Source organism: Solitalea canadensis DSM 3403, assembly GCF_000242635.2.
Lineage (GTDB): Bacteria > Bacteroidota > Bacteroidia > Sphingobacteriales > Sphingobacteriaceae > Solitalea > Solitalea canadensis.
Genome location: NC_017770.1, coordinates 2,425,734 through 2,445,769, shown reverse-complemented (window position 1 = coordinate 2,445,769; position 20,036 = coordinate 2,425,734). Strand labels below are relative to the sequence as shown.

Sequence of the window (20,036 nt, the reverse complement as noted above, 5' to 3'; positions counted from 1 at the left end):
GTTGTAGTGATAGACCTGAAATTTGTTATTGTTTTTAAATTGTTTAAACAAAATCGCATTTATGTTAATAAATTTATTTAAAAAGTCTTAATCTGTTGACAAAATGTTATTAAGTTATATTTTTGTGATTAAGCTATGAATACAACGATATACGATAAATACGAATTGGTTGTCGGACTTGAGGTGCATGCGCAGATGTCAACTCAAACGAAGATATTTTCCGGTGATTCGGCCGCATTTGGCGCAGAACCTAACCGGAATGTTAACCCTGTTACTTTGGGCCATCCAGGCACTCTACCACGATTAAATGGTAAAGTAGTAGAATATGCTGTAAAACTTGGATTGGCAACAAACGGGACTATTAATAAATTTAATGCCTTTGATCGCAAAAATTATTTCTATGCTGATCTTCCAAAAGGTTATCAGATCAGTCAGGATACAAAACCAATCAGTATTGGTGGGTATGTTGATGTAGCACTGAAAGATGGTACTCGCAAGAAATTACGTTTGCACCATATTCATATGGAAGAAGATGCCGGGAAAAGTATGCATGATCAGGATCCGTATAACTCTTACATCGATTTAAATAGGGCAGGAGTTCCATTATTGGAAATTGTTTCGGAGCCCGATATGAGAAGCGCTGAGCAGGCAACTCAATATTTAACGGAGCTTAGGAAGATCTTGAGATACCTTGAGATATGTGATGGAAATATGGAGGAAGGTAGCATGCGATGTGATGCTAATATTTCCGTTCGTTTAAAGGGAGCCGAAGAATATGGAACCCGTTGTGAGGTAAAAAATATGAACTCGATCCGAAATGTACAGCGTGCGATTGAATACGAGTTTAAGCGCCAGATAGATGTAATAGAAGCAGGTGGAACCATTTCTCAAAATACCCTGAACTTTGATACAGTTAGTGGATCTACTTCGGTGTTGAGAACAAAGGAAATGGCGAATGATTATCGTTATTTTCCTGAACCGGATATTTTGCCGGTAGTACTATCGGATGAATATATCGCATCCATTAAAGAATCGTTGCCGCTATTGCCAGAGCAGTTGATAACAAAGTATACTTCCGAATACGAATTATCAGAATATGACGCAGGAGTTTTAACGGAAAATAAACAGTTTGCGCAGTTTTTCGAAAGCATAATTGTTCATACGAGCAATTATAAATCAGCTGCAAACTGGATGATGGGGGCAATCAAATCTTACCTGAATGACCAGTCGCTGGAAATTACAGACTTTGCATTGAAGCCTGAACAGATTGCCGCAATTATTAACTTAATTGACGCTGGGAAAATTAATAACTCTGTAGCCACACAAAAAGTATTTCCTGCGCTGTTGGATGACCCGTTAAAAAAAGTTAGCCAGTTAGCGCATGATTTAGGTGTATTGATTGAATCAAATGATGACGAGCTGATTGGTTTTATAGATCAGGTGTTGTCAAAATATCCGGATAAGGTTAAAGAGTACCATAAAGGCAAAAAGAATTTGGTAGGGATGTTTATGGGCGATGTGATGAAGCTTACCAAAGGAAAAATTGACCCTAAATCTGCAAATAAACTAGTGGTAGAACGCTTAGAAGCCTTTAAGGAGGTTTAAATAAACCGATTTTACTTATTAACCCAAGTTGTCAGTTATAATAGAAAATGAATAATTGTTTAGCCCTTAACAGGGCTATCAGCATAATGCAATCAAGATATTGTTACCGATCTATTGTCCCGCTGGGACATCCTATTGAACTGGCACTTGAGCTAATTTCTAATGGCTAACAGCTAATTGCTAACAGCGACAACTTGAGTTTATTAAATAAATTGTTACAAGACTTTCCGGTTTTTACAACCAGAAAGTCTTGTACATTTGTATATGATGAAAAAAATCTTTTTTGCTTTCGTAATCGCTTTATTTCTTGCTTCCTGTAATACCGCTCCTAAAAAAGAATCATCCGCTGTAGTGTTAGCTGCCAATGGGTTGCCGATTGGCAAAGATGTTGGATTTATGGCGCCTGAAATCGAATTGCCAACAGCTGAAGGAATTCCAGTAAAATTATCATCATTGCAAGGCAAATATGTATTGATTGACTTTTGGGCATCATGGTGTCCACCTTGCAGGGCCGAAATCCCGCATCTTACTCAATTATATTCAGCGTATAAAAATAAAGGCCTGGAAATCTATGGAGTATCTTTAGATAAGGATAAAGATCGATGGTTAAAGGCCGTTGAAGATTACAAAATGCAATGGATTCATGTATCGGATCTGAAAAAATGGGGTTCTCAGCCTGTTGAAGGCTATGGAATTGAAGGAATTCCAGCAAATTTTATCCTTGATAAGGAAGGGAAAATAATTGCTAAAGACTTACACGGCACTCAATTAGAAGATTTTTTAAAGAAATTGTTGAATTAACAACTATCTCATATTAACTCTTTTTTACTTCTTAACAAATTCTTAATATAGGATTAACAAATTGCTTCAATTAGCGTTTTACTTTTATGGAAAATTCAGATATGACTACACCGAAACAAAAAATTCTAATTGTTGACGACGAACCGGATATACTGGAGTTAATCGAGTACAATTTAAAGAAAGAAGGATATCAGGTTTTTCTTGCCAACAATGGACAAGAAGCGGTTACTATTGCCAAAAAAGTAATGCCGGATTTAATCATCCTTGATATTATGATGCCTAAAATGGATGGTATAGAGGCTTGCCGTTTAATGAGAAGTATGCCGGAGTTTAAAAATACGTTTATGGTGTTTTTAACTGCTCGTAGTGAAGAGTACTCAGAGATCGCAGGTTTTAATGTAGGTGCAGATGATTACATCGCTAAGCCGATTAAACCTCGTGCGCTTATAAGTCGTATTAATGCCATTTTACGTAGAAATGTTTACAACGAAGATAATTTCGAAAATAAACTGGAGATAGGTGACTTGGTTATCGATCGTGAAGCTTTTGTCGTTTTTCAAAACGGTAATAAGGTAATTTTAGCCAAAAAAGAATTTGAATTACTGTATTTATTGGCTTCAAAACCTGGAAAAGTTTATACCCGCGAAATTATCCTTAAAAATATTTGGGAGGATTCGGTAGTGGTTACCAATCGAACAATTGATGTTCACATCAGAAAATTACGCGAAAAGTTAGGCGAAAATTACGTAACCACCGTAAAAGGAGTTGGATACAAATTTGAACTATGATAAAAAACCCTACGCCTCGTATAATTGCCTTTTTAACAGCTACCATTTTAACTTGTGTTGTAGGGCTGATTTCCATAATTTTTAAATCTTCATTCGTAGAGATATTACTTGAAGTTACACTAAACTTCATCGTATCTTTTGTATTAACCTTGTATGCACTTGAGTTTTTCATCTACAGGAAGATAAAACTTGTCTATAAAAGCATTCATCAGTTAAAAACGGGTAAATCAGATCCGGTTTTTCCTCCACTGTTCGGATCTACGGAAGATCCTATTGCCGGTGTTACGCAAGATGTGTTAAATTGGGCTAAAGATCAGGCCGTTGAAATAGAACAGCTTCGGAAGAACGAGACTTTTAGGAAAGAGTTTTTGGGCAATGTTTCTCATGAACTTAAAACACCAATTTTTAATGTTCAGGGCTATATAAATACCCTTTTAGATGGCGCATTGGATGATCCGGAGGTTAATCTTCATTTTCTTTCCAAGGCCTCGAAAAGTGCGGATCGCTTAGCTTCTCTGGTTGAAGATTTAGAGTCTATTTCTCAATTAGAGTCAGGCTATCTTACCATGGAGATGGAAACATTTGATGTGCATGATCTCATAAAGGATGTTTTTGATTCGATGGAGTTTATAGCTCATGACAAAAATATTTCCTTTGGATTTAAGGAAGGCTGTGATGTACCGTTTATTGTTGAAGCTGATAAGTCGCGTATTCGGCAGGTGGTCGTTAATTTAGTTTCTAATTCTATCAAATACGGTAATAAAGATGGTCATACAATTGTAGGATTGTATGATATGGATGAAAACACTCTGGTTGAAATTACCGATAACGGAATAGGTGTGGAACCTGAGCATATACCGCGTTTGTTTGAGCGTTTTTATCGTGTTGATCGCAGCCGTTCACGTGCTGAAGGTGGAACCGGTTTAGGTTTGGCCATTGTGAAGCACATTATTGAGGCTCATAATCAAACCATTAATGTTAGGAGCAGTATAGGTGTGGGTACCACGTTTGGCTTTACATTGAGAAAAGGATAGTTGTTAGTTCGGAGTCTTGAGTTCAGAGTCTTGAGGGCCTGAGTATTCAGTCTTTTGTCATTGGCTGCTCTAAAAGCTAACAGCTAAAAGCCAATAGCTAATTCTTTTTAGTACTTTTGTCGACTTTTAAGTTCGATATTAATTTTAGCATGAAGATTCCTGCATTTAAAGACCTGATACTTTTTGAAAATGATGATGTAATTGTAGTTAATAAACCACCTTTTGTTGCCTCTGTTGATGAGCGTACTGGTGGTGAATTAAATATGCTAAGATTGGCCAAAAAGTATTGGGATGATGCGCAGATCTGTCATCGCTTAGATAAAGAAACTTCCGGTGCGTTGATTTTTGCAAAAACTCCTGAAGCTTACCGTTCAGTTTCCATGCAGTTTGAGCATCGCGAGGTTAAGAAAATCTATCATGCAATTATTGATGGTTCGCATGCTTTCGATAATAAATTAGTTGACTTGCCAATTGCTAATTTTGGTAAAGGCAATGTGGTGATCGATAAGTACGAAGGTAAGCGTGCTGAGACCACCTTCAATTCTATAAAATTCTTCAAACATTTTACCTTGGTTGAATGTCAGCCTAAAACGGGACGTATGCACCAAATTCGTATTCACCTTGCAACGCAACGTGCATCAATTGTTGCTGACGAAATGTATGGAGGTAAATACCCAATGCTTTCAACTTTTAAAAGAGGGTACAGATTGTCGAAAGGTGAAGAGGAGCAACCACTAATCAGACGTTTTGCATTACATGCGTATGAAGTTTCCTTTAAATTATTGAATGGAGAGGAAATAACGGTTCATGCACCATACCCTAAAGATTTTGCTACCTTCTTAAAGTTGTTGGAAAAGTTTGATGCATAATAGGCGATGAAAGCTGCTGACTGTCAATCAAATCTAATTAATGGATAAACTACCTTCAATAAAAAGGTTGCTAAAATAAAAAAGGCTCGACATTGTCGAGCCTTTCACCAATAAACTATTGACAGACCTACTTATTCTCAATGACCCTTTTTACCTTTGCCTTTTCCCTTACCATTCCCATTCCCATTCCCATTCCCACGGCCATTATCATCATTTCCATAAGACATCTTTTTAGCTTGTCCTGGAGGAACTGATTTATATTTTGATTTATGATTAGAGTTATAGACATAAACATCGTCACCCTGATAATCAATTCTTACACGATCCGATCCAATTGTCACACCTGAAGGTAAGGTATTCATCCTAACCCAAGCGCCAGCACTAAAATAAACATACTGTCCAAATGTAATATCGAAGTAAACATTTGAAGTAGGATAGTAATAGTAATAGGTACGGTGTTTTTTCTTGTGTCCCCAAGCTTTGGCATGAGGAGGAGGGCCTTTTCTTTCTTTTTCAACTACCACTGTTTTAGTGCATGAAGCTAAAAACAGGCAGCCAATTGCCATCAACAAAATTTTTTTCATCTTATATTTTCGGAATTTGGTCGGCGCAAGATAAAATTCAATTATGAAAATAAGATGATTTTTTTTGTGTTAGCCGTTAGCTACTAGCTACTAGCTACCAGCTTAAAAAAAAATCCGGTTCATTAACCGGATTTTTTTTACTTATTGGACGTATCCTAATAGTTTTAATACTTGTTTAGAGTTTTGTTCTTCACCAAATACCTCAAAGTTAAATGTTTCATCACGGTTGCGACGAATCAGAATGTGTTTAGGAGTTGGCATTAAACAATGGTGTATACCTCCGTAACCACTTAACACTTCCTGATAGGCACCGGTATGGAAGAAACCCAGGTACTGAACTTTACGTGTTTTAGGCATATATACAGAGTTCATGTGAGCTTCCTGATTATAATAATCCTGTCCGTCACAAGTAATGCCTCCAAGGTTTACTCGTTCGTATTCTGCATCCCAGTTGTTAATGGGTAATAGAATGTATTTCTGATTTAAAGCCCAAACATCAGGTAAGTTTGTAATAAAACTACCATCCAGCATTAACCATCTTTCACGGTCATTTTGTTGTTTACGACCTAACACTTTATAAATAATACCTGAAGCCTCAGCAACGGTGTATTTACCAAATTCGGTAACAATATCCGGTACTTCAACTTCATGTTCAGCACAGATTTCTTTAATACGTTTGATGATCTCATTAGTCATGTATTCATAATCGAAATCAAAAACTAGCGAATCTTTAAACGGAAATCCTCCACCGATATCCAGCATAGTTAAAGCCGGGTTAATTTTTTTGAATTTACAGTATAAAGTTACATGCTTCTCTAACTCGTTCCAGTAATATGGAGAATCCTGAATTCCTGAATTGATAAAGAAGTGCAACATTTTAATGTTGAAATTCGGGTTCTTTTCGATACGCTGATGATAAAAATCAATAATATCTTCCGCACGAATACCTAAACGACTGGTATAAAACTGAGAATCTGGTTGCTCCTCAGATGCAATGCGTACGCCCAAGTTACATTCTTCTTCCAGCTCATCATCGTAAAAGAAAAACTCCTCTTTATTGTCCAGAACTGGCATAATGTTTTTAAAGCCATCATGGATCATATCACAGATGTACTGTTTGTACTGCGATGTTTTATATCCGTTACAGATTACATACACACTTTTGTCGACCACGCCTTTTTTCTCTAACGCATCGATCATTGGCATATCGAAAGCTGAAGAAGTCTCTAGGTGAATATCATTTTTCAATGCCTCTTCAACTACGTGACGGAAGTGTGAGCTTTTAGTACAATAACAATAAATGTATTTTCCGCGATAATTATTATTAAGGATTGCCTTTTGGAACAATAATTTAGCCTGTTGAATTTTCTTAGAGATCAAAGGAACATAAGTAAACCGTAGGGGCGTGCCATACGTCTCAATTAATTCCATCAGGTTAAGATCATGAAAGAATAATTCATCGTCAATAATGTCGAAACCTTCCTGTGGAAAACCCACACTTAAGTCAAGAAATTCCTGGTAGCTCTGCATCTATTTAAATTTTTTGCAAAAATGTAATTTTTAGAACAAAAAACTTACCTAAAAGTGTGATTTTTTTTACTTCGGGGGAATTTCAAAAAAAACGGACATTTTTTTGAAAAATGTCCGTTTGTAAAATATTGTAAATGAGTTAATTGTAAGTCTGAAATAGCAAAAGTGAATTTCTTCAGTTTTATGTAATTTTTTACTGATTTTCCATTGGCAAATGTACTTCGGCAATCATGCATCTTGCACTGCCTCCTCCGTTCGCTTCAATTGTGTAAATTGGAGCATAAACAAGCCTACTATGTTTGCTTAATTTTTCTACCTGAGAAGCAGCTAAAGATTTGTATGCTTGCTCCGACATCACCAATAAACTTTCGCCTTTGTTGTTCTTTAATTCAAGCATGTTTCCGGCAAATTCATTCATTTGCTCCAGCGTAATTTCAATGATTTCCTTACCCGAAGCGATTAATGAATTAACCACAGATTCATGTTCTTCCGGATCCGGAATAGAATCTAAACAAATTACTGCGTAATCAGTACCTAAGCACATCATTACATTCGTATGATAAATGGCTTTTCCCGATTTGTCGATGGCATCAAAAGCAACAAAGTCGTAATTAAGTTGCTTACAGAAATCTTCCAACACACTCATTTCGGTGCGCGGCGACAAGCAGGCATAGGCTACACGATCAACCCGATCTAATACCATGCTACCGGTTCCTTCCAAAAACTTGTTTTCAGATTCGTAATGACTAAAATCAAGCGTTTTGGTAGCTGTGAATCCCTTTTTCTTTAATAACTCAGGAATATCTGAACGACGTTCTAAGCGACGGTTTTCGGCTTGCATCGGATACAATACAATTGTTCCGTCGTTATGAAATGAAATCCAGTTATTTGGAAAGATAGAATCAGGAGTATGAGGTTCTGTCGTATCTTCAATTACAGTTACATCCAGACCGTTTTCTTTTAACAGGTTTACAAAATTGTCAAACTCTATTAACGCTTTTTGTTGGGTATCTGCAGTTTGTGCATTAGGATCCTGAAAAGCGTTATTAACGGCTGTTTGAACATTAAATTCAAAACGAACCGGGCGGATCATCATGATATGATTGGTAGTTTGCATAATAATACCTCACCCCAGCCCCCTCCTAAAGGAGAGGGAGCGCTTGGCTGCGGGGATTTCTTTTATGGTTATACAAGTTAAATAATGAATCTCTTAGAAAAGAAATAGATCACACCTTTGTTAGAATAACGCGTAACACTAAGTTAAGTGCGTTACCTCCCTCTCCTTTTAAGAGAGGGCCGGAGTGAGGTTATCTCTCAATATCGGCATACTCATGCAATGGAAACCTCCTCGCGCACGTGATAGTTCAGCAGAAGGCATTAAAACCACTGTGTTGCTTAGTTTTTCAGGGTCAATCTCTCCGCTTTCCATTTTTGCGACTAGTTCATGTGCCTCAATTGCTGAAAAACCATTTTCTTTTAGCACTTCCAGCGTTTTCTCATTGCGGTCGTAGCCTAAAACAACACCTTCCTTAATGCATACTAAATTACAGGAATCTGTCCACTGTTCGCGGGTGTCATAAGGAAATTTATTGTTACCCGAATAAATAAATTTAACTTCTTCGGTGCAGCCCAAATCATTTTTGCTGATATCTTCCAGTAAATCTTCAAGATACTCAAAATACACAGGTTGTTGAGGATTTTCAATTTTAAACTGGATGATTTTTGTTTTTTCTTCCTCCTTAATATTCTGCAATTCAACAATTACATCAGCCACCGGAATCTTATTGGTTTCAGCCATTCTTCCTAATGAACCCAACATAATCCACATGTTACGTTTTACCTGCGTAACAACGGTATCAAGGTGCATATAGTCGCGTTTTTTCGGAATTTTAACAACTGTAACCTTCTTCACCACTTTCTTTTTGAATAACGTCTTGATCACCTGGTTACAGGCAAACAATGAAGTACGTTCACTGCAACCAATTACAAGGTGGTCTTCACTTACCACCATCACATCACCACCCTCAAGCGTTACCTTCTGATTTTCAATCTCATTATAAGGTAGTAAGAAATGATGGGCGTTGTCGGAAATTTCAATAATGTTTTTCTTGTAATCAGCAAAGATCGGGTGATTGAAGAAAATATATTTTGTTAAAACCGATTCGCGTGTGCGGGCCTGTTTGGCTGCTTTATTCATTAAGATGTGATTATTGATGGTAATACCAATATCACGTGTGAAAATGAAGTTCGGAATCGGAGGGAAGATCATTCGTTCATCATCAATGGAACCGGAAATAAGCACTTTAGCCAGTTTAATTTCAGGTAAAGCCATTAATTCTGCTTGTAGTTCATAAGTACAGTTCTCTAATGAACATACCGAAGCGACAAGTTGTAATTTGGTTTCTTTATCTTTTAGAATGTCTGAAAGTAAAACCTGAATTTCAATTACCTTGTCGGAATTATGGAAATTTGGATTGTCGGGTTTGTAAAAAGCACGTCTCGATGCTTCAGCGTCTATTTCAGCTAATTTGCCTTTGATCTTTTCAGGATCAAGAAAATAGAGTAAGATCTTTACGTAAAAATCGTATTCTTTTCTGCGGATTGTATCGAGGTGTACAATATCTTCGAAAAGCCAGTCTTGCGCTTTTGATGGTACTACTTTACCTAATCCGCTATCAGGACTGTGAATTAATAATCGGCGGAGTGTGCCAATTTCAGAGGTAACATTGACTTTGTTTTCTACATTTTTGAAACTCATAAAAATAAATTTAATCTCATTGAAGAGTTCACTTCGTGGAGGTTGATTGATATACAAAGCTATATCAAAAAACCACATAAAAAAGCCCTTGTGAAGCTGTGAGGGGCAATTCTACCTAAAGATAGCTTAAGGTTTTGGTCTATTTTCCGAGTTTAAATCATTTAAACTATGTTTTGGGGATGAATAAAGGAGGAGGAAAAAAAGTAAAAAAAAGAAGCTGTCGCATTTTAGCCGGTCATTAATTGAACCATGGCAATGCGGTGGTAATGATATTCTATACTTTGTGTCTCCATTTCTTAGCGGCTCAATCAAAAAATATCCTCGTTTTTTCAACAGATTTGATACTTTTGCCGCATGGAATTTATTATTCAAAAAACCATTGAAGCCGTTCAGACACTCTACAATCAAACGATCACCGCTTCAGACATTTCATTACAAGAAACTAGAAAAGAATTTGCAGGTGATATTACTGTGGTAGTATTTGCTTTTACCCGATTTTCAAAGAAATCTCCGGATGTAACCGGACAAGAAATCGGTGAATACCTTAAACAAAATGTTGCTGAAATTGCTGATTTCAATGTAATCAAAGGTTTTTTAAATATTGTTATTGACGATTCATTCTGGATCAACCGATATAAAGTAAATGCTGCTACACCAAATTTTGGAGTATCAGCATCAAATGGTAAGAAGGTAATGGTAGAGTATTCATCACCGAATACCAATAAACCTTTACACTTAGGCCACGTTCGTAATAACTTATTAGGTTATTCAGTTGCTGAAATTATTGAGGCAGCAGGATATGAAGTGATTAAGGCTAACCTGGTAAACGACAGAGGTATCCATATTTGTAAGTCGATGCTGGCCTGGCAGAAATTTGGTAACGGAGAAACGCCTGCATCAAGTGGAATGAAAGGTGATCACCTTGTAGGAAAGTACTACGTTATTTTTGATAAGGAATACAAGAAAGAAATCGACATATTAAAAGAGCAGGGTGTAAGTGAGGATGACGCAAAGAAACAAGCTCCATTAATGGTTGAAACTCAGCAGATGTTACAGAAATGGGAAGAAGGGGATACCGATGTGATTAACCTTTGGAAAATGATGAACGGCTGGGTATATGAAGGATTTGACGTTACCTACAAAAACTTAGGCGTAAACTTTGATAAATACTATTACGAGTCTAATACGTATTTGTTGGGTAAAGATTTGATCGAAGAGGGACTAGCTAAAGGTGTTTTCTTCCGCAAACCTGATAGCTCTGTGTGGATTGACCTTACTGCTGATGGTTTGGATGAAAAACTAGTCTTACGTTCAGATGGTACTTCTGTTTACATGACCCAGGATTTAGGAACGGCCGAGCTAAAATACAACGATTTTCAAATGGATAAATCGGTGTATGTGGTTGGTAACGAACAAGATTATCACTTCAAAGTATTATTCCTGATTTTGGATAAATTAGGAAAATCATGGGCAAAAGGTTTATTCCACCTTTCATACGGAATGGTTGACCTTCCAAGTGGTAAAATGAAATCACGCGAGGGAACCGTTGTGGATGCGGATGACCTGGTTCAGGAGATGATCGATACAGCTGCCCAACATACCGAAGAGTTAGGTAAGGTGGATGATTTCTCAGAAACTGAAAAAACAGAATTATTCCGTCAGATTGGTTTAGGTGCATTAAAATATCACCTGCTAAAAGTAGATCCTAAAAAACGTATCATGTTCGACCCTAACGAGTCAATCGACTTTCAGGGACATACAGGGCCGTTTATTCAATATTCTTATGCTCGTATCCGTTCGGTAATCCGTAAAAGTGAAGGAATTGAGTTTACAAATGTAATTCCGACTGTTTTAACGAAGGATGAGCGTGAGTTAATTCAACAACTGGATAAATTCCCAATAATTATTGCTGACGCCGCAGAAAGTTACAGTCCGGCAATTATCGCCAACTATTTATACGAAGTAGCTAAAGGATATAATAAGTTCTATCATGAAACGCCAATCTTAAAAGCAGAAGACGAGCAATTAAAGAAATCTCGTTTGGGGTTATCTTCATTAACAGCAGATGTACTTCAAAAAGGTATGGCGCTTTTAGGAATCGAAGTTCCGGAACGTATGTAATTGATGGGGATTACACTGATTTTTGAAAGTGATTACACCGATTTAGATTTTTTGGGATTACACCGATAGTTTGGGATTAATTGATTTACCACAGATAGAATCCAATTCTTATCATCTGTATAATCATCTCACTAATCAGTGTAATCCGCTCAATAATAGGTGTAATCATCTTCACTTTTTAACGCCAGCCTTTATCTCCGTATTCATATCATTTTCTTTAGGCGGTATTGGACATGAATATTTGTGATTATAGGCACAATATGGATTGTATGCTTTGTTAAAATCGATCACAATGGTATCGTCTTCGGGTATGGTTAGATCAAGGAAACGCCCTCCGCCATATGATTCTTCTCCATTGGTCAAATCCATAAAGGGCAGGAATAAATGATCTTTATATTCCGCTTTCTCTCTCAATGAGTGGCTTTGATAAATGCTCAACACAAGATCTTTCCCATTCAACTTAAAATGAGCTTCTCCGTACTTTTCATAAACCGGCTTACGGGCAGTGGTAGTAGGCATCTCAAAAGGAACCGAATTGTGTGTTCGGATAAATTTCGCTTCAACTTTGTATGCTTCGTTTATCGGAAAGAAAGGCAACTCTTTGAACTTTGCCCGGTCTTCTTCTGTCAGCGGCGACTTCTCTGGACTGGCAAATTCCTCGTTCAGTTCTTTCTGATAATGCTTTATTTCTTCTATATAGCTGGTTTGAGCTTTCAGACAAATACCTGTCAATAAAAGAGTCAGGGTAAGTAGCAATCTTTTCATATTAAGTAATCTATAACTGCAATAATACTTTTTTATACGAACAATTGCATGCAATTGCTAATTGGGAACCATTTCTTAGTGTTTTCTTTTTCGTATATTAATGATCATCATGAACCCTTATGTTTGGAATGACAGCATTCAGGTACTTATTGCTATTTGTTTTATTTTCTGTTACTTGTTATGGACAAACATCGATCAAACCTGCGCAAGACTCAATAAAACAAAAGAAAGATACCATTCAGGCTGAAGATACCTCCAAAGTTCAGGTTAAGCAGCAAAAAGCTTTAAAACGACTCCAACGTTTTTCTGATTCGGTTGCACGTAAATATCAAGGTAGCGATACCATTGTAACCCATCAGTTAAGTCGTCTTGAAGAGTATTCCAAAAAGATGACCCAAATTCAAAATGCCTTGCGCCGCGGATTTGATACTACTGATATGAGTAAAAAGCTGGACAAGGTGGAAGATCAGATGGCGGTTGCAGAAGAAGGTATTTATCATTCATCGGGGCGACTAAATCTTCGGAATCTTTATACCAGTAAAGTATTATTAATTGCTGTAGGTAATCAATTGGATGGATGGCAGATAATAACTACCGAAGCTTCGGAACGATTAATCCAATATAAAGTTTTCAGGGAATCAATCAAACACGATCCGTTGATGTTTCAGATGCCCAAAGACAATTTTTTAAGGGCAGAGTATTTACGGCAGATGCAGGATTTTGTATTACGCTATAAAGCGGTTGATGCTGATATTAACAAAGCAATCATAAGAATTGGGATACTGCAGGGTAGGGTTGTGCGACTAAATTTGGATGTTGACGACCGCCTTGACGAGATCAACTATCAGATTCGTAATTTTAAAAAGATCATTTTTTCTAAGGAAGCACCTTATCTGTGGGAACCAACTTCGATGCAGTCGAAAACCCTGATGAAAGTGATGAAGTTTTCAGTTAAGAAAAATAAACTGATTGCTAATTACTACCTCGAAAGCAATTGGCCATCGCACATGTTTATTTTGTTTTTGATCGCTTTAATGGTCTTTATTACTATTCGAGCTTTCAGGTTAATTGATTCAACGGTTTTAAAGAAAATCTCCAAACAAGTAAAGCATATTTATCTACATCAAATTACCTCTGCAATTTTCATTGTGATTGTACCGGCTCAGTTTTTTTATTCGGACAGTCCGATGATTTACCTTGAGTTTTTATGGTTAGTGATGGTGTTGTTAGGATCATACATATTTTGGGGAGATGCCCGGCCTCAATACAGGGCAATCTGGCCGCTTATTTTGCTACTGTTTGGTTTGGCGGTACTAGATAATTTACTGTTGGAGGTATCAAGACAAGAACGTTGGGGTTTATTTGTTATGGGCTGCGCAGGCCTAATTTTAAGTATCTACATGATACGCATTAGCACTGTACTTAAATCAGAATATAAAATACTGATTTGGGTATTCTTTATACAACTGGCTATCGGAGTGATCGCTAATCCCTTAGGCAGGTATTCGTTAGCCAAACTTATGGTTGATGGAAGCTACTTTAACCTTATTGCCGGAATTTGTCTGGTATGGTGGATTAGGTTAGTTAGTGAATTTCTATTTGTTCAAACAGAAGCAAATAAGTCGAATGAAAAGCTAACGGCTTATATCAATTTTGATCACTTGCAAAAGGTGATTCGTCCGATGTTGGGGATATTGGGTTTAATTGGTTGGTTCTTGATTCTGGCAAAAAATCTGGATGTCTACGATCTTGTTATCGAGGATATCAGTAACTTTTTATCCAAAGAACGTAAAGTGGGAAGCATTGATTTTACCCTTGGCAGCGTGCTCATCTTTTTTATTATCATTTGGGTAGCCAGCATAATAGCCAGTATTGTTTCCTATATGTTGGGGGCTTCACAAGGACAAAAGATCAGAAAGTCGAGATTTGGCAGCATCGGACTTATTTTGCGATTAACCATATTAGCCTTAGGTTTCCTGGTAGCAATTGCAGCTGCCGGTATTCCATTAGATAAGGTTACCATCATTATTGGAGCTTTGGGTGTAGGTATCGGATTTGGTTTACAGAACATTGTGAATAATCTGGTAAGTGGTGTTATTCTGGCGTTTGAAAAGCCTATTTCTGTAGGCGATCAGATTGAAGTAGGAACGAATACCGGTACCGTAAAAGAAATTGGAATTCGTAGTAGCAAAATGGTCACATTTGACGGGGCAGAAATTGTTATACCCAATGGTGATATGTTAAATCAACACTTAATTAACTGGACACTTAGTAATAATAACAGAAGGGTAGAAATACTTGTTGGAGTAAAATACGGCAGCGACCTTGAAAAAGTTAAAGCAATTTTGCTGGAAATACTGAATAATCGAAAAGAAATATTGACTTATCCGCCTCCGCTTGTACTGGTTACAGGTTTTGGTGATAGTTCAATCAACTACCGCATCTTATTTTGGACTGCAGAATTCAACAGCTGGACACTGATTAAAAGTGAGATTATTATTGCCATTGATAAAGAGTTTAAAGGGAATAATATTGAAATTCCTTTCCCTCAACAGGATGTTTTTATAAAGAATTTGCAGGAGAAAAATGAAGATACGAAAGAGGTAAAAGAAATGGGTAAAAGAGATGTATAAGTACATAAAAACAATCGGTTGCCACCGAAGGTAACAACCAATATACTTAGTTATATGAAGAAAATATTGTTCAAACCTCCTGCAACTCACGTTGCGCAAGTGCCAGGCTTTTTTGTTCTTCTATATCAGCCGCAAGTTCTGCTACAAACTCGTCAATCTGATATTTGGTAATGCCTGGCATACAGATAATGTGGCTCCACTCATTTTCAGTGGCAATTTGCCAGCGATTGCGTAATTTAATAGAAGGCTTAGGGAATACAATGGTCAGTGCATCCGGATTTCTCCATGCCTTTACACCAATTGCCTGTAACTGGTCAATAGCATAACCCGCTAATGCAAGGCATGTTAACGCACGATGTTTTAATCCTTCTTTCCCTAATTTTTTAATTGCATACCACAAAAAGATCGGGCTATGTCCGTTTCGGCTTCCTGTGATTGTTGTGTCGACAGTGCCGATATAGGGAACTGATCTTCCGATACGTTCTTTATAGTTTTTCTTTACCAGAACTAAACCACAAGGAATAGGAGAACCAATAAATTTATGTCCGCTGATAGCTATACTGTCTGCACCATAAGTGAAATCAAATCCAGGTTTCATCTTTAACAAGGCACTGTAAGTTCCGGCTAAAGCAGCATCACAATGGATATAATGGTTTTTAATGGCCAAATCTCTTAAGATTTTCTGAATTTCACCCAGATCATCTTTTGCTTCAGTCATTGTAGTACCGATGTTAGCCAGCATAATTACAGGCTGATCGCGGTGCATTTGCAACATCTGTCGAAGATCTTCATAATCCATTTCCCCGTTTTCCTGGGTACGGATTACAATACTGCGAAGATTTAGTAATTGGATATTTTTTTGAACGCTGTAATGCGTAGCTTCAGAATAATAAACGATACCATTCGGAAATAATTCACGGGCTACGTATAGTCCATATAAATTACCTTCTGAACCACCATTGGTAACATATCCCCACCAGTTATTTTCGGGAGCATTAAACAGTTCTGCAAAAAAAGCCAAAACTTCTTGCTCCAATGAACGTGAGTTAAGATCGTAAGTAGAATCTACCAACGGATCGCCCACATTGTTTAATGGTAAGCTTAATAATGGATACAACTCAGAATAGTCAAAATCACGGGCTATCGGATATCCAATGAAGTGCTTAGCACGTTCTTCAGCCTTTTGCATGTAGTCATGCAAGCGGTTATGATCATCTTCCTTTAAGTTATAGTTCATCAGGTTAATTTTTTGCAAAATTATGGTATCATAAAATATATTGTCTGATAATTAATTAATTCGGGAATATCATCTGTTATTATGTGGTTTGGTAGAATATTTTGCTGATTTTTGTATTTAATAAAACTTAAACAGGAAAAGTAACTATGGAAAAGTTGGATGTACTCGATTGCCGGATCTTAAATCTGCTGCAAAAAGATGCTTCTTTACACGTAAAGGATATTGCCAACGCAATTGGGTTAAGTCCTTCGCCTACTTATGAGCGCATTAACAGGCTAAAGCGAGAAGGCTTTATTGAAAAGTATGTCGTGTTGGTAAACCGGGAGAAATTAGGAAAGCAGTTGCTTGTACTTTGCACCGTAACTCTAAAGCAACAATCGATGGAAACGCTTACTAATTTTGAAGAAGCGATTCAGCAGTTTACAGAAGTTCTGGAAGTGTTATGTTTGGCCGGGAGTCATGATTACCTGCTCAAAATAGCCGTGAAAGATGTAAATGATTATCACTCATTTGTAATGAACAGATTATCAACTATCCCTAATATTTCGAATTTGCAGAGTAGTTTTGTGCTAAAGGAAATCAAACATGAAACTGCATTGGAAATAGAGTAGAATGTGTTTTCAACATTTCCACATTCTTAGCCTGTCATACTAATTAAGCTGAAATATTTCTATTTTTCGGGAATATTTAAACATGTATGTCTACTGTAAAGCCTAAATCATTAACATTTCTATTTTTACTCTTAGCTGCTATTTTTATTTTCGATGATGTATCCGCCTTCTCAAAAAAAGTAGAGATTAAGCCTAAACCTTCTTGGTTGCTTCCAATTAAAGAAAGCAATAATAAAATCAATTTTAAAGAAGTTAGAGATGGTTTTTACCTTTCATTATATGAGGAACAGCATCACGTTGAACAAAAAGCTTGTTATAGGAGAGTTGTCAGAGAAATTATATCTGAAACGGGTGTTCAGCATGGTTCGCAAATTCAGGTGTCTTATGATCCTGTTTATGAAAGTATTGCCTTTCATAGTATAGTAATAAAACGACAAGGGGAGATGATCAATAAATTGCCTAATGCTAAATTCAAGATCATCCAAAATGAAGAAGATCTTTCAAGGTTTTTGTATTATGGCTATCATACAGCCTATTTAATACTAGATGATGTAAGAAAGGGCGATCAAATCGAATTCTCTTATACAGTTACGGGTAGAAATCCGGTTTTTAATGATAAATATGAAAGTGATATTTATTTCCAAACTTCAGATCCTGTTGGACATATTTATGAAACTGTCATTTTTAATCCCAAAAGAAAACTCAATTTTAAGTCATTCCATAATGCTCCACAGGCAATAGTTTCTCAGAAAAATGGATTGAATTGCTATGAATGGAATCTCTATTCTGTTAAAGCTGCCGACATTGAGGATTATCAACCAAGTTGGTTTAATAATTATCCACATGTACAAATAACAGAATTTGCCAACTGGAATGAAGTGGTAAGTTGGGCATTAAAATTAAACCAGCCATCCGTTGTAATTTCTCCCGATCTTCAGAAAAAGATCGATGAATATAAAAAGGAAAGCAAAGATGAGTATGATTATTTTCAGAAAGTTGTTCGCTTTGTTCAGGATCAAATAAGATACATGGGTGTTGAAATGGGCGCTTATTCACATAAACCCAATACAACAGCTGCAATATTCAAACAACGTTATGGTGATTGTAAGGATAAATCACTTTTGCTATGCACCATGCTTAAATCTAATGGCATTGATGCATATATGGTATATGTAAATACCTATGCTAAAGCTAGAACAGATGAATTTTTGCCAAGTGCTTCGGTATTTAATCATGCGGTGGTTAATGCGGTTATTAATGGTAAAAAGTACTGGATTGATCCAACAATTTCTCATCAAAGAGGTCCTGCACATGCTTTGGCTTTTCCAAATTATGAAAAAGGACTGGTAATCAAGAATAATACCTATAGCCTAACCCCAATAAAAATGAACACGCCTGGGTATGTTTGGCTAACGGAAGACTTTGAATTAGCTCCTAATAAAAAAGATGTTGTTCTTAGTGTTTCTACTCAGTATACATTAAATGTGGCAGACGATGTGAGATATCGTTTGGCGAATGTTGGTATTCAAGAACTTGAGAAAAGTAATCTTGATTATTATAGTAAAGTGTACGGCGATGTTGAAAGTTTGGAAGAAGTGAAGATAGAGGATAACGAGGAGGAGAACACTATCAGGTTTTTGGAGAAGTATAGTATTAAGAATTTCTGGAAAAACGATAAAGAAAGTAGTCTCTTAAAAACGTCTATAAGAGCTCATTCATTAGCAAATATGTTAATCCAAATTCCTGGAAAAGCCAGGGTTGCTCCAATTGGATTAAATTATCCTTACTATTTACGTTATGAAATCAATGTTCAAACTCCGTCGCCAATTAGTGTTAGAGGTATGGATTATGAACTGGTTAAACCTGAGTACCGGTTCATTTCAAGACCTACATCTACTCAAAAATCAGTAAACCTTTATTATGAATATGAGATTCTACAAGAAAGCGTTTCAGCCATTAAAGCTCCCGAGTTTATTAAGGATGTGAATAGTATCAAAGAACAATTGGAGTTTACGCTTACGTCTGATGGGAGTATTGATGGGAAACCTAAGAGTAATGGCCCGGTTTGGCTGACTCTGTTTTGTACTTTATTGTTAATTGGAGGATTAGTGTTTGGGGCAAAAAAAATATATAGGTATTCTTTGCCGTATCATGTTGATGAATATGAAGACATATTGCCTATCGGTGGGTGGTTAATTTTGGTAGCTATTGGCTTGTGTATTTCACCTTTACTTATTTTTGCCACACTGACCACTGGAGGTTTCTTCAGTGAAGCTTTATGGGCAAATTTGTTTAATCTTAAACCGGTTGTATCAGTAATGGTGATTCTTGAATATGCAATCAATATTGGTTTTATAGTCTTCTCGGTATTGTTAATTATCATGTTCTTTAAGAGGAGAAATACAGTTCCGAAACTCATGGTAATTTTTTATTCGGTTTATGCGGTCTGGTTTACCAGTGATATGTTACTAGCATCATGGGTTAATAATACACCTGTTTCTTATCAGGTGGGTAAAGAGATTTTCTTGGTGATATTAAGGGTTGCTATCTTTATTCCTTATTTTATTCTATCCTCACGCGTAAAGCAAACATTTGTTTTTACACATCCGGATTACATGAATAATACGGACACCCAAGCGACTCAATCTGTACAGGTTCCGGAAGAGATCGAGAGTTAAATAATCACAAAAAAGCGTTAGC

Annotated in this window: 15 protein-coding genes; 9 read left to right on the top strand and 6 right to left on the bottom strand. The window is 36.7% G+C overall.

Going from position 1 to position 20,036, the window contains the following annotated elements; genetic code table 11:
• Positions 1-135 precede the first annotated feature (135 nt).
• From gatB to SOLCA_RS10110, 5 genes are all read left to right on the top strand, one after another.
• On the top strand, positions 136-1,605 hold the full coding sequence (gatB, locus tag SOLCA_RS10130) for an Asp-tRNA(Asn)/Glu-tRNA(Gln) amidotransferase subunit GatB (RefSeq protein WP_014680355.1): 1,470 nt from the start codon (positions 136-138) through the stop codon (positions 1,603-1,605).
• A 267-nt stretch (positions 1,606-1,872) separates the two neighbouring features.
• The gene (locus tag SOLCA_RS10125; RefSeq protein WP_169313285.1) at positions 1,873-2,406 is read left to right on the top strand and encodes a redoxin domain-containing protein; all 534 of its coding nucleotides are present in this window, start codon (positions 1,873-1,875) and stop codon (positions 2,404-2,406) included.
• A 101-nt stretch (positions 2,407-2,507) separates the two neighbouring features.
• Positions 2,508-3,194, top strand: coding sequence for a response regulator transcription factor (locus tag SOLCA_RS10120; RefSeq protein ID WP_042481083.1), 687 nt, complete (start codon positions 2,508-2,510; stop codon positions 3,192-3,194).
• On the top strand, positions 3,191-4,228 hold the full coding sequence (locus SOLCA_RS10115; RefSeq protein WP_014680352.1) for a sensor histidine kinase: 1,038 nt from the start codon (positions 3,191-3,193) through the stop codon (positions 4,226-4,228). The genes SOLCA_RS10120 and SOLCA_RS10115 overlap by 4 nt, the downstream gene beginning before the upstream one ends.
• A 149-nt stretch (positions 4,229-4,377) precedes the next feature.
• Entirely contained in the window at positions 4,378-5,097 is a 720-nt protein-coding gene (locus SOLCA_RS10110) for an RluA family pseudouridine synthase (RefSeq protein ID WP_014680351.1), read from the top strand.
• Positions 5,098-5,234: 137 nt separating this feature from the next.
• On the opposite strand, the gene SOLCA_RS10105 is transcribed toward SOLCA_RS10110, so the two are convergent.
• The 4 genes from SOLCA_RS10105 to SOLCA_RS10090 form a co-directional block, all read right to left on the bottom strand.
• Positions 5,235-5,681, bottom strand: a complete 447-nt coding sequence (locus SOLCA_RS10105) for a hypothetical protein (RefSeq protein WP_014680350.1) — start codon at positions 5,679-5,681, stop codon at positions 5,235-5,237.
• Positions 5,682-5,822: 141 nt separating this feature from the next.
• Entirely contained in the window at positions 5,823-7,211 is a 1,389-nt protein-coding gene (locus SOLCA_RS10100; protein WP_014680349.1) for a type III PLP-dependent enzyme domain-containing protein, read from the bottom strand.
• A 193-nt stretch (positions 7,212-7,404) separates the two neighbouring features.
• Entirely contained in the window at positions 7,405-8,328 is a 924-nt protein-coding gene (gene ctlX, locus SOLCA_RS10095) for a citrulline utilization hydrolase CtlX (protein ID WP_014680348.1), read from the bottom strand.
• 168 nt (positions 8,329-8,496) lie between these two features.
• Entirely contained in the window at positions 8,497-9,969 is a 1,473-nt protein-coding gene (locus SOLCA_RS10090) for an arginine deiminase family protein (RefSeq protein ID WP_042481079.1), read from the bottom strand.
• Between the two features lie 354 nt (positions 9,970-10,323).
• On the opposite strand from SOLCA_RS10090, the gene argS reads away from it, so the two are divergent.
• Positions 10,324-12,090: an arginine--tRNA ligase gene (gene argS / locus SOLCA_RS10085; protein WP_014680346.1), complete on the top strand. Its 1,767-nt coding sequence runs from the start codon at positions 10,324-10,326 to the stop codon at positions 12,088-12,090.
• 171 nt (positions 12,091-12,261) lie between these two features.
• Here the strand turns inward: argS and SOLCA_RS10080 are convergent, their stop codons facing one another.
• Positions 12,262-12,855 (bottom strand): DUF1684 domain-containing protein, encoded by a 594-nt coding sequence (locus tag SOLCA_RS10080; protein ID WP_014680345.1) that lies wholly within the window; start codon positions 12,853-12,855, stop codon positions 12,262-12,264.
• 119 nt (positions 12,856-12,974) lie between these two features.
• On the opposite strand from SOLCA_RS10080, the gene SOLCA_RS10075 reads away from it, so the two are divergent.
• Positions 12,975-15,488 carry a mechanosensitive ion channel family protein gene (locus SOLCA_RS10075; protein ID WP_014680344.1) on the top strand — a complete coding sequence of 838 codons (2,514 nt, stop codon included), beginning with the start codon at positions 12,975-12,977 and terminating at the stop codon, positions 15,486-15,488.
• A gap of 70 nt (positions 15,489-15,558) precedes the next feature.
• Here SOLCA_RS10075 and SOLCA_RS10070 read toward each other — a convergent pair whose 3' ends face one another.
• On the bottom strand, positions 15,559-16,725 hold the full coding sequence (locus tag SOLCA_RS10070) for a histidine decarboxylase (protein WP_014680343.1): 1,167 nt from the start codon (positions 16,723-16,725) through the stop codon (positions 15,559-15,561).
• A gap of 146 nt (positions 16,726-16,871) precedes the next feature.
• On the opposite strand from SOLCA_RS10070, the gene SOLCA_RS10065 reads away from it, so the two are divergent.
• A complete protein-coding gene (locus SOLCA_RS10065; protein WP_014680342.1) occupies positions 16,872-17,336 on the top strand; it encodes an Lrp/AsnC family transcriptional regulator in 465 nt (154 codons plus the stop codon).
• A gap of 86 nt (positions 17,337-17,422) precedes the next feature.
• The gene (locus SOLCA_RS10060; RefSeq protein ID WP_014680341.1) at positions 17,423-20,014 is read left to right on the top strand and encodes a DUF3857 domain-containing protein; all 2,592 of its coding nucleotides are present in this window, start codon (positions 17,423-17,425) and stop codon (positions 20,012-20,014) included.
• The last annotated feature ends 22 nt before the right edge of the window (positions 20,015-20,036 follow it).

Bases quoted from the DNA above. Each gene is read 5' to 3' on its own strand.
- gatB (WP_014680355.1), top strand. From the start codon at position 136: ATGAATACAACGATATACGATAAATACGAATTGGTTGTCGGACTTGAG.
- SOLCA_RS10125 (WP_169313285.1), top strand. From the start codon at position 1,873: ATGAAAAAAATCTTTTTTGCTTTCGTAATCGCTTTATTTCTTGCTTCC.
- SOLCA_RS10120 (WP_042481083.1), top strand. From the start codon at position 2,508: ATGACTACACCGAAACAAAAAATTCTAATTGTTGACGACGAACCGGAT.
- SOLCA_RS10115 (WP_014680352.1), top strand. From the start codon at position 3,191: ATGATAAAAAACCCTACGCCTCGTATAATTGCCTTTTTAACAGCTACC.
- SOLCA_RS10110 (WP_014680351.1), top strand. From the start codon at position 4,378: ATGAAGATTCCTGCATTTAAAGACCTGATACTTTTTGAAAATGATGAT.
- SOLCA_RS10105 (WP_014680350.1), bottom strand. From the start codon at position 5,681: ATGAAAAAAATTTTGTTGATGGCAATTGGCTGCCTGTTTTTAGCTTCA.
- SOLCA_RS10100 (WP_014680349.1), bottom strand. From the start codon at position 7,211: ATGCAGAGCTACCAGGAATTTCTTGACTTAAGTGTGGGTTTTCCACAG.
- ctlX (WP_014680348.1), bottom strand. From the start codon at position 8,328: ATGCAAACTACCAATCATATCATGATGATCCGCCCGGTTCGTTTTGAA.
- SOLCA_RS10090 (WP_042481079.1), bottom strand. From the start codon at position 9,969: ATGAGTTTCAAAAATGTAGAAAACAAAGTCAATGTTACCTCTGAAATT.
- argS (WP_014680346.1), top strand. From the start codon at position 10,324: ATGGAATTTATTATTCAAAAAACCATTGAAGCCGTTCAGACACTCTAC.
- SOLCA_RS10080 (WP_014680345.1), bottom strand. From the start codon at position 12,855: ATGAAAAGATTGCTACTTACCCTGACTCTTTTATTGACAGGTATTTGT.
- SOLCA_RS10075 (WP_014680344.1), top strand. From the start codon at position 12,975: ATGTTTGGAATGACAGCATTCAGGTACTTATTGCTATTTGTTTTATTT.
- SOLCA_RS10070 (WP_014680343.1), bottom strand. From the start codon at position 16,725: ATGAACTATAACTTAAAGGAAGATGATCATAACCGCTTGCATGACTAC.
- SOLCA_RS10065 (WP_014680342.1), top strand. From the start codon at position 16,872: ATGGAAAAGTTGGATGTACTCGATTGCCGGATCTTAAATCTGCTGCAA.
- SOLCA_RS10060 (WP_014680341.1), top strand. From the start codon at position 17,423: ATGTCTACTGTAAAGCCTAAATCATTAACATTTCTATTTTTACTCTTA.